Below are 10,385 nucleotides of genomic sequence, written 5' to 3'. Positions count from 1 at the left end.
CGAGATGAATGGCGACAGCTATCGTCTCGCTCAAAGCCGCGCCCGAAAGGCCGGCTGAGACACCTCAAAAATCGCACGCGCACATGAGACCCCCGCTCGGGCTATGCCCTCCCGGCGGTCTCATGCGCGCGCCAAAGGTGGCCTGGTCTTGCTCCGCCTAATGGCCGGATTTTACTCCGCCGTTGACACCAACGCCGCTCTCATGCTGATAGAGCTGGAAACGCCGGATATCTTCGGTTGTGGCATTATCGGGAGCGCGCCCGAGGAAGGCGGCGAAGCGCCGGACATGACGGATGTAGTCCTGCTGGGTATGCCAGCCCAGGCCGCGCATCAGCATATCCTGCTGCATGCGTTGGCGGAGCGGTGAAATCGGAGCGTTGATCGACACTATAGCCATGGCGAGTTCCTCTCGTTGAAAGAAACTCCATGCTCAGATCGCAACCGACCTCCGCTCAAAGGCCCAAAATATCACGCTCCACCATCCCCATGCACCCTCCCGCGTAGCGGGTTCGTGCATGGGGCGCCGACCGACGTCATTAGATTCGCATAATATGCGTTTGGGAACACCGACGGTTCAGCCGGGCATTCCCTTTAAGCTTGATCGAACCAAGGTCGAAACCCAGCTTTCGGCAGTCGTCCTCAGCGCGCCACGGCGGCTAGCCTTACAGGGCTTGGCGCGTCGACTCTTTCATCTTTTGCAGTAAGACTGACAGGGCCTTTACATCAGCAGGGCTCAGCTCGGCCGTCAGATTGCGAATCCACGCTTCGTTGGCAGCGGCCATCTCGATGAATTTGGCCCGACCCAGCGGTGCCATCTGCACGAAGTCCTCGCGCCGATCTTTGGGTTGTGGGACCGGATGATAAACCCATTATCGACCAGCCGCTTGATAACTGAAGTAATGAAGTAATGTTCGCCGGCGACGCCATTAGCCGGTGACAAGCTCCTGCAGATTTAGCCCGTCGGGCATGCGATAGATGTGCGACAGGATGTCGAAGCCGGGGAAACGTTACGTCGAATTCATAGGTGACGCTCAGATTTTCGAACACAAGCGTGGAATGGCCCCCCGTTTATTCATGGCGTGGATCCAGCATATCGCGCAATGCATCTCCGAGCAGGTTGAACGACAGACTGCTGATCAAAATGGCAGCGCCGGGCATCACGGCGCCCCGCCAGCTCTCCAGCATGCGGATTCCGATTCAAACCGGCCGGATATTCCGATTTGAAGTCGGCCATCGTTCCAGAGTGAACCCGGCCAGGACACGTCACGACCGCCGAAGCCTTCTTCCCGTTACACTTCAAATGTGAATCCACACCCGGCTCAGGGCCGAGATGACACCGAGTTTTTGATGCGCGAGCGACGTACGGGTGGGGCCCGCTAAACCCACCCTTCCATCGCCCGATCAAAAATCTCCAGCGCCAGCACTTTGGTCAGTTCGCGGGGATTGCCGCCCGCGGTGGGATCGACAACCGCCATATCGGCAATCAGCTCGCGCTGGCGCCCATCCACCTTGAAATCGGCCAGGGTATGGGGCACCTCGAGCCGCTGGCGCAGGCCAAGAATGGCGTGCAAAAACGCCTCAAAACTCGGTGCCAGACCCAGATAGGCGGCCAGCCGGGCAATGCGGGCTTCGATGGCGGGTTGGTTGACTGCCAGCACATAGGGCATGAACACCGCATTGGTCATACCGTGATGGGTGTCATACAGCGCGCCGACTGGATGGCTGAGCGCGTGGATGGCGCCGAGCCCCTTCTGGAAGGCGGTGGCGCCCATGGCGGCAGCACTCATCATGTGGCCGCGCGCTTCGATATCATTGGGGTCGGCATACACTTTTGGCAGGTTCTCCATGGCGAGGCGGATGCCCTCCACGGCAATGCCATCGGCCATCGGGTGATAGCCCGGCGCGCAATAGGCCTCGAGGCAATGGGCCAGCGCGTCCATGCCGGTGCCGACGGTGATGAAGCGGGGCATGCCCACCGTTAGTTCGGGATCGGCGATGACGATCTTGGGCATCATCAAGGGATGGAAAATCACCTTTTTGGTGTGGGTGTTCTCGTCGGTGATGACGCCGGCGCGGCCCACTTCCGAACCGGTTCCGGCGGTGGTGGGCACGGCGATGATCGGCAAAATGCCATTTGGATCGGCGCGGGTCCACCAATCGCCAATGTCTTCAAAGTCCCACATCGGGCGGGTCTGCCCGGCCATGAAGGCGATGACCTTGCCGACATCGAGCCCGGAGCCGCCGCTAAAGGCGATGACGCCATCATGGCCGCCGTGGCGCAGTACCTTGATGCCGGCTTCGACATTGGCGGAAATCGGGTTGGGTTTAACCTCGGCGAAAACCCCGACCGGCAGGCCAGCGGCCCTGAGCATGGCGAGGGTGTTTTGCGTGACCGGGAGATTGATCAGCCCGGCATCGGTGACCAGCAGCGGGCGCGTAATGCCGGCGGCTTTGAGCGCCTCAGGCAGTTCGGCGATGCGGCCCGGACCGAATTTGATGGTGGTGGGGTAGTTCCAGTTGGCTTTGGTCATAGGGCGGTCTCCAATTGCCCGGACCTCGTGGTTCGAGGGGCGCGGCGCGCCCACCTCACCATGAGGACCTCATTGCGTTCAGTAGCCCTCATGGTGAGGTGCACGCTCTTCGCGAGCCTCGAACCACGAGGGCGTGGCACTCAGGCCTGTTTCAAATGATAGCTCTTCGGCTGGGTCAAATTGGCGTAGCCGATTTCGCTGAGGCCGCCACCTTTGCCGGTGTCCTTCACTCCGGTCCACACCAATGCCGGATCGAGATAATCGCAGCGATTGGCGAACACGGTGCCGGTCTCAATCTGCGCGCCTAGTTTAGCGGCGGTGTCCAGGTCGGCGGTCCACAGCGAGGCGGTGAGGCCATAGGGGCTGTCATTCATCAGCGTGATGGCTTCGGCGTCGTCGGCGACTTTCATGATGCCGACCACCGGGCCAAAACTTTCTTCCCGCATCACGCTCATCTGGTGATTGACGTTGGTCAGCACTTCGGGCGCCAGATAGGGCGAGCCGGGCTGGTCCAGCCCGTGCTTTGTGTTGAGGTGGCGGGTGGCGCCGCCACGCAGGGCTTCATCGGTTTGCTGGCGCACGTGATCGGCAAAGCTGCCGCGCGCCATCGGGCCGACAATAGTGGCGGGGTCGAGCGGATTGCCTAATGTCCAGCCCTTGGCCTGAGCGATGAAGCGCTCGACAAAGCCGTCATAGGCGGAGGCCGCCACATAGATGCGCTCGACACCGCAACAGGATTGGCCGGAGTTGAAAAACGCCCCATCGGCCAGGTTTTCGGCGGCGTAATCGAGATCGGCATCGGCGCGGACATAGGCCGGGTCCTTGCCGCCCAGTTCGAGGCCCAGCGTAGCAAAAGTACCGGCGGCGGCCTGTTCGATGCGACGGCCACCCGCCACCGAGCCGGTGAAATTGATGTGGTCGATCTGCCCCGAGGCGATCAGCTGTTCGGTATCGGAATGGCCGAGCACCAGATTTTGAAACAGCCCGCTCGGCAGGCCGGCCTGTTCGGCGGCGGCGGCGAAGCGTTCGCCGGCCAGCAGGGTCTGGCTGGCGTGCTTGAGGATAATGGCATTGCCCGCCATCAACCCCGGCACGATGGAATTGACCGCGGTGAGGAACGGATAATTCCACGGCGCGATCACCATGACGGTGCCCAGCGGCTCGCGGGTGATATAGCGGGTGAAACCGTCTTTGCCAGGCTTGTCGACGGGGGCCAGCGCGGTGGTGGCCAGCTCGATCATGTAGCGGCTGCGTTCCTCGACGCCCTTTTTCTCGCCGCCAAAGCGGATCGGGCGGCCCATCTGCCAGGCCAGTTCGGGCACGATCTCATCATTCATCAGCAGCAGCGCATCGAGGAAATGGCTGAGGATTTTTTGCCGCTCGGGCAGGGTGGTCTCGTCCCAATTATGGCGCGCGGCCTTGGCGTGGGTAACGGCGCTGTAGATCTCGGTTGCGGTCGCCAGCGACCGCTCGGCATAGACGCTGCCGTCGATGGGGGAGATGATTTTGACCGTCTCGGTCATTTGTTTGGCCTCTTGTTCTTCCGCAATGTCATCCCGGCCTTGAGCCGGGATCCGGCTTGAGATCCCAGGGTGGGCCCCGGCTCAAGGCCGGGGTGACACCGAGTATGTGACGCGTTCTGTGGCAGCAGGGAGACCGTCAGCTCCGCTCAAACCCGCGTTTCAGCTCCCAATCGGTGACCCGGCGATCATATTCGAACTGTTCCCACTCGGCGGTGTGGACATAGTGGTCGACCACCGAAGCGCCGAAAGCATCCTTGAGCATGGTGGACTGGCGCAGCGTATCGATGGCTTCGCGCAGCGTCTTGGGGATTTCGCGGAGTTTTTTGCCGCTATAGGCGTCGCCGACAAAGGCCGGCTCCAGCGGTAGCTGGTCCTCGATGCCTTTGATGCCGGCGGCGAGCAGGGCGGCGATGGCCAGATAGGGATTGATATCGGCGCCGCCAATGCGGCATTCGGTGCGGATGGCCTTGGTGCCTTCGCCGCAGAGGCGGAAGCCGGCGGTGCGGTTATCCGGCGACCAGATCGCCTTGGTGGGAGCAAAAGTGCCAGCCTGGAAGCGCTTGTAGCTATTGATATAGGGTGCCAGGAAATAGGTGATGTCGCGGGCATAGGCGAGCTGGCCGGCCATGAAATGCTGCATCAGCGGGCTCATGCCGCGCTCATGCTTGGCATCGACAAACAGCGGCTTGCCGGATTTGTCGGCCAGCGACATGTGGATGTGGCTGGAGGAACCGGCCAGCGAAAAATCCCATTTGGCCATGAAGGTCACGGCCTTGCCTTGCGCCCAGGCGATTTCCTTGGTGGCGTTTTTCAGCACCACATGGCGGTCGGCCATGGTCAGGGCGTCGGAATATTTGACGTTGATTTCTTCCTGCCCCGGGCCCCATTCGCCCTTGGAGGATTCGACCGGAATGCCGGAAGCCTGCAGCTGCTTGCGCAAAGCGCGCATCACGCCTTCTTCCTTGGTGGTCTGGAAGATGTGGTAATCCTGAATGTAATCGCCCGAGGTCTGCAGGTTGCGAAAACCCTTCTGGCTGATGCTGCGATAGTCCTCGTCGAACAGGTAGAATTCTAGTTCGGTGGCGGCATTGGCGGTGTAGCCGAGCTGGGCCAGGCGCTCGATCTGGGTCTTGAGGATGGCGCGCGGGCTGTGCGGGATCGGGGCGTGGTGGTGATCGCTGAGATCGCACAGCACGATGGCGGTGCCCTCGAGCCAGGCGGCTTTCATCAGCGTCGACAGGTCGGGCTGCATGGCGAAATCGCCATAGCCCTTGCCCCAATTGGCCGCCGTGTAGCCGGGCACCGGCTCCATATCGATATCGTCGGCCAGCAGATAGTCGCAGCCATGGGTTGGGTCAGTGGCGGTTTCGAGGAAATACTCGGCCTGCAAGCGCTTGCCGATCAGCCGTCCCTGCATGTCGGGAAAGGCGACCAGCACGGTGTCGATGCTGCCGGCAGCGACATCTGTGCGCAGGGCGTCGAGAGAGTATGCCATTCAAGTCTCCGGGGCATGGTTGGGTGCCGGCCGCGCAAGCGCGACCGGCAAGATGGGTCAGCTGTAGCGGTAGGGCGCCCCGGCCAGCTTCATGTCGGCATTGTACTTCTTGATGATCTCGACCACCCGGCCACTGCGCTCCGACTGCTTGCCGATCTCGTCCCAGAAGGCGATGGCGTCGGTTTCCACCTGCTTCCATTCCGCGTCGGGAATGGTGGTCAGCTCGAGCTTGCCATTGATGCGGTAATTGGCTTCGCCGGCCCAGTACCAGTGCTGGCGGTAGTAGTGCGAGGTGTCGATCATCATGCGGTAAAGCTGCTGCAGATGCGGCGGCAGCTCGTTCCACTTGGCGGTGTTGACGAAATAAGACCCGGCCCAAGCGCCCGAAAGCGGATTGGTGAGGTAGTATTTCAGCGAATTGGCCCAGCCCACGGTGTGCAGCTCGGTGGTGCCGCACCAGCAGATGCCGTCGAGTTCGCCGGTCTGCAGCGCCGGCTCGACGTCTTCATAGGGCAGCGTGACCGGGATGACGCCGTATTTGGCAAGGAACTGGCCCGCGGTGGGGAAGGTATAGACGCGCAGGCCATTGAGATCGGCCAGCGAGTTGATTGGCTTGGTGGTGCCGAAGTTGCAGGGGTCCCAGGCGCCGGTGGACAGCCAGGTCACGGCCGGGATTTCGGCATAGGCTTCTTCCCAGATTTCCTTGAGGCCACGCCAGTGCCACAGCGCCGGCACGTCGAGCGAATAGCGCGAGGCCAGCGGGAAATAGGCGCCGAACACTTTGACGTCCACCGGCGCGGCGGCGGAGTCGTCATCGCTCTGGGCGGCGTCGATGGTGCCGGTCTGGACGGCGCGGAACAGCTCGCCATGCGGCACCAGTTGGTCGGCGGTATAGAGCTCGATGACCATTTCGCCATTGGCGGCGATGTTGAACCAGTCGATGGCGTTCTTGACCACATGTTCGGCCAGTGCCGGGCCGGCATAGGTCTGCAGGCGCCAGCGGATCGGCGCCGCCTGCGCCTTGACATAGGGCGTTGCCAGCGCCGTGGCGCCCACGGCGCCGGCGGTGGCCAGGCCCGCTCGCTTCAGAAAGTTACGCTTGTTGAGAATATCAGTCATGTCGGCTTCCTCCCTCATGATGCTGGCGCCCGAGCAACCTGCCGGCACGCCTGTTTGAACGCGACGTCGACTAGGCGGTCTGTGCTCCCCTCATTGGCTTTCCTCTCCCAAAATTCTTCTCCTCATCGCCCGGCATAAAGCCCCGGCAGCCACAGCGCGATCTGCGGAAAGATCATCAGCAGGATCACCGTCAGCGTCATGAGCAGCACGAAGGGCAGGATGGAGCGGTAGATATCGGCCAGCGTGATCTCTGGTGGCGCCATGGCGCGCATCAGGAACAGATTGTAGCCGAAGGGCGGGGTGATGTAGGCGATCTGGCAGGTGATGGTGTAAATAATGCCAAACCAGATCAGATCAAATCCAAGCAGCCGCACCAACGGAATATACAGCGGCGCGACGATCACCAGCATGGCGGTGTCATCAAGGAACATGCCCATGATGACGAAGCTGAGCAGCATCATGATCAGGATGCCCCAGGGGTCGAGCCCGAAGGTGTTGAGCAGCAGGTTTTCGATGGCCCGCACCGCGCCCAGCCCGTCATAGACCGACGAGAAGCACAGCGCCCCAAGGATAATCCACAGGAACATGCAGCTGATCATCAGCGTGTGCCGCGTGGTGGATTCCAGCACCTTCCAGTCGAGCTTGCCCGACAGCGCCGCCGCGATGGTGGCCAGCACCGCCCCCATGACCGAGCTTTCGGTGAGGCTGGTGGTGCCGGTGAGGAACAGCGTCATCATGATGGCGAACACCGCCACCGGCATGATGCCCTCGCGCAGCAGCACCAGCTTGTCGCGCAGGGTGATCCCCTCCAGTTCCTCGGGTGAAATCGGCGGTCCCAACTCCGGCTGAATACGGCAGCGGATATAGACATAGACCCCGAAAATGGTGGCCATCATCAGCCCGGGCACGATGCCCGCCAGCCATAATTCGGTGATCGGCGCCCGTGCGATCATGGCGAACAGCACCAGCACCACGCTGGGCGGGATCAGGATGCCCAGGGTCGAACCGCCCTGGATCACCCCGGTGACCATGATCTTGTCATAGCCGCGCTTGAGCAGTTCGGGCAGGGCAATGGTGGCGCCGATGGCCATGCCGGCCACCGACAGCCCGTTGATGCAGGAAATCAGCACCATCAGCCCCATCGTGCCCAGCGCCAGCCCGCCCCGGATCGGGCCGAACCACACATGGAACATGCGATAGAGATTGGAGGCGATGCCACTCTCGCTCATCATGTAGCCCATGAAGACGAAGAACGGCACGGTGATCAGCGGATACCAGTTGAGCACCTGAAACGCCTGGTTGAATGGCATTTCGACCGCGCCATTACCCCAGAGCCACAGGCCGGCGGCCGAGCCGACAAAGCCGATGACGCCGAAGACGCGCTGCCCGGTAAACAGCAGCACCATCATCGTGGCAAACATGAAGAGTGTAATGAGTTCGGGGGTCATGAAATGGGCCTACCCATGGCCTGGGCAATGTCCCTGAACAATTGCGCAATGACCTGAAGGAGCATGAGGAAAATGCCGAGGCTCATGGCGACCTTGACGGGCCAGAGCAGGGGCGACCAGGCGGAATAATTTTTCTGGCCATACTGGATGGCGTATTGCGTGCTCGAAATGCCGCCCCACAGCAGCACCACCAGAAAGAAGATGACGGCCAGCAGCGTGATCGCATCCAGAATGGACCGTCCCCGGAGCGGAAGCCGGTCGTAGAACAGGTCCATGCGGACATGCGCGCCCTGCTGGAAGGCATAGGCGCCACCCAGCAGATAATAGGCCGAGAGCAGGAACTGGGTCATTTCCAGCGCCCAGTTGACCGGGGCGCCGAACACGGTACGCGATATCGTCGACCACAGCATGACCGCAGCCATGACAAAAAATATCACCATGGCGAAACGCCCGGCCAGGCGATTGATGCGATCAACCCATTTGACAAAGAGAACTATCGGCTTGGGCACGATGCGGTTTCCTGTCTCTTGGTCATCGGATTCCTTCAGCTATCCGTGTTGCGCTGGCCACAAGGTCTGTCGCGCGGCCACCAGGCTTCGCTCCAGCCGCGCCACCCAATCGGCGACCCCGGCAGGATCGAGAATTTCGTCATTGCGGATTTCGATCATGGTGGACGGCAGCCCGCGCCCGTCGCCGTGCTTTTCCAGCGTCAGCGTCACCCCGTTAAGGGCGGCATAGGGCTCGTTCCAGCCCACATTGAGGGCCGGGTCATCGGCCTTGAGCGCGTCGGACAGCGCCTTGGTAAAGCCGGTATCGACGCCATGGATCAGCCCGATCGGCCAGGGGCGGGCAACGCCGAGATAGACCGGCGTAAACGAGTGCATGCAGACCAGAATGGTTTCCTGCTCCGCCTGCCGGCGCGCCTCTAGCACCGTTTCGACGGCGTCATGATAGGGGCGGTGAAAATGCTCGATCCGGTATTGCCGCTCGGCAGCGTCGAGTTGCTCATTGGCGGCGATACGGGTGCTTTCGGACAGGGTCCAGATCAAATCGGGCGCATCGAGCTCGCGATTGCAGTCGATGACGATGCGCGACACGGTGGATTGCACCAGCGGTGCATCGAGCCGATCCGCCAGACGCTGGCTGACGGCCAGGGCGCCGGGGTCCCAGGCGATATGGCTCAGCCGCTCGGTCGGGGTAAGACCCAGATCGCCATATTTGGCCGGGATGCGATTGCTGGCGTGATCGCAGACAATGACGAAGGGCGACGCCCCGCGCGCATTGGAAACCAGCACCGTTTTTTCACCGCTGACGTCCACAGAGCCCCTACGCAGGATCAGTTAACTTCTGTATCAGTAGTTCCATACGGAGTGAAACTGTCAATACTGAAATCATAAATTCAGAGGGGCGCATGGAAGGAAAGTCAGTTTCGGGCCGGGTCCACGACGCCATCTACCGCCTGACGGCGGCCGAGAAGCGGGCGGCGCGGGGGCTATTGGGGTCGTATCCGACGCTGGGGCTGGCACCGGTCGCCGAATTTGCCCAACAGGTGGGGGCCAGCGCGGCCACGGTGCTGCGCTTCGTCTCCGAGCTGGGCTACAAATCCTATCCCGATTTCCAGCGCGCGCTGCGTGAGGAGATGGAGGAGCGCTCCAAATCGCCGCTGCAACGCAGTCCCGGTCCTGCGGCGGGCGGGGAGGCGCAGTTTTTCGACCGCTTCATCAGCCAGACCGTGGCCAATCTGCAAGACACGGCGGCGCTGATCCCGGCCTCGGAGTTTGAGGCGGTGTGTGCCCGGCTGGCCGAGAACAAGGGCAATTGCCATGTGGCCGGCGGGCGCTTCACCGATTTTCTGGCGGGCTATCTGGAAGCGCATCTGCGGCTGATCCGGCCCGGCGTGCGCCGGCTCGATGGCCGGCCGGCCAGCCGGGCCGATCAGCTCATCGACATCAAGCCGGGCGACACCGCCATTATTTTCGACGTGCGGCGCTACGATCCGAGCCTGCTGGTGCTGGCCGCCGATCTGGTGGCGCGACGAGCGCAAATTGTGCTGATCACCGATGAATGGATGAGCCCTGTCAGCCGCTTCGCCAAACTGGTTCTGCCCTGCCGCACCGAAATGGGCCGCACCTGGGACGCCAATGGCGCGCTGTTCACGCTGGTGGAAGCGATTGTGGCGCGGACCACGGAGCTGAACTGGACGGTGGCGAGCAAGCGGATGGGCTCGATTGAGCCGAAGTAGGTCCGAGTGGTGGGTGCGGATACCGGC

Annotated in this window: 10 protein-coding genes and 1 pseudogene; 1 reads left to right on the top strand and 10 read right to left on the bottom strand. The window is 61.9% G+C overall.

From position 1 onward, the window contains the following. Positions 1-157: 157 nt before the first annotated feature. The 10 genes and pseudogenes from ACX3OZ_RS03545 to ACX3OZ_RS03500 all read right to left on the bottom strand — a co-directional run bounded on the left by ACX3OZ_RS03545 (position 158) and on the right by ACX3OZ_RS03500 (position 9,411). Positions 158-397: a phage integrase N-terminal SAM-like domain-containing protein gene (locus ACX3OZ_RS03545; protein WP_459103826.1), complete on the bottom strand. Its 240-nt coding sequence runs from the start codon at positions 395-397 to the stop codon at positions 158-160. Between the two features lie 265 nt (positions 398-662). Beyond that, positions 663-815, bottom strand: a complete 153-nt coding sequence (locus ACX3OZ_RS03540) for a hypothetical protein (protein WP_459097813.1) — start codon at positions 813-815, stop codon at positions 663-665. 253 nt (positions 816-1,068) lie between these two features. After that, positions 1,069-1,185: pseudogene (locus ACX3OZ_RS03535) on the bottom strand (D,D-dipeptide ABC transporter permease); the annotation flags it as partial. Positions 1,186-1,376: 191 nt separating this feature from the next. Continuing rightward, the gene (locus ACX3OZ_RS03530; RefSeq protein WP_459103825.1) at positions 1,377-2,531 is read right to left on the bottom strand and encodes an iron-containing alcohol dehydrogenase; all 1,155 of its coding nucleotides are present in this window, start codon (positions 2,529-2,531) and stop codon (positions 1,377-1,379) included. A 140-nt stretch (positions 2,532-2,671) separates the two neighbouring features. Continuing rightward, the gene (locus ACX3OZ_RS03525; protein WP_459097815.1) at positions 2,672-4,054 is read right to left on the bottom strand and encodes an aldehyde dehydrogenase family protein; all 1,383 of its coding nucleotides are present in this window, start codon (positions 4,052-4,054) and stop codon (positions 2,672-2,674) included. Positions 4,055-4,190: 136 nt separating this feature from the next. After that, entirely contained in the window at positions 4,191-5,549 is a 1,359-nt protein-coding gene (locus ACX3OZ_RS03520) for a glutamine synthetase family protein (RefSeq protein ID WP_459103824.1), read from the bottom strand. A gap of 57 nt (positions 5,550-5,606) precedes the next feature. Further along, positions 5,607-6,668, bottom strand: coding sequence for a type 2 periplasmic-binding domain-containing protein (locus tag ACX3OZ_RS03515; protein ID WP_459097817.1), 1,062 nt, complete (start codon positions 6,666-6,668; stop codon positions 5,607-5,609). A 122-nt stretch (positions 6,669-6,790) separates the two neighbouring features. Further along, positions 6,791-8,116: a TRAP transporter large permease gene (locus ACX3OZ_RS03510; protein WP_459103823.1), complete on the bottom strand. Its 1,326-nt coding sequence runs from the start codon at positions 8,114-8,116 to the stop codon at positions 6,791-6,793. Beyond that, the gene (locus tag ACX3OZ_RS03505; RefSeq protein WP_459097819.1) at positions 8,113-8,625 is read right to left on the bottom strand and encodes a TRAP transporter small permease subunit; all 513 of its coding nucleotides are present in this window, start codon (positions 8,623-8,625) and stop codon (positions 8,113-8,115) included. The genes ACX3OZ_RS03510 and ACX3OZ_RS03505 overlap by 4 nt, the downstream gene beginning before the upstream one ends. A gap of 39 nt (positions 8,626-8,664) precedes the next feature. Further along, positions 8,665-9,411 carry an N-formylglutamate amidohydrolase gene (locus ACX3OZ_RS03500; RefSeq protein WP_459097820.1) on the bottom strand — a complete coding sequence of 249 codons (747 nt, stop codon included), beginning with the start codon at positions 9,409-9,411 and terminating at the stop codon, positions 8,665-8,667. A gap of 116 nt (positions 9,412-9,527) precedes the next feature. Between ACX3OZ_RS03500 and ACX3OZ_RS03495 the strand changes: the two genes are divergently transcribed. Next, complete coding sequence (locus ACX3OZ_RS03495) at positions 9,528-10,358, top strand: MurR/RpiR family transcriptional regulator (RefSeq protein WP_459097821.1); 831 nt, start codon at positions 9,528-9,530, stop codon at positions 10,356-10,358. Positions 10,359-10,385: the final 27 nt, after the last annotated feature.

It is taken from the genome of Devosia sp. A369 (assembly GCF_054489345.1).
This window is presented reverse-complemented; position numbering and strand designations above follow the sequence as displayed.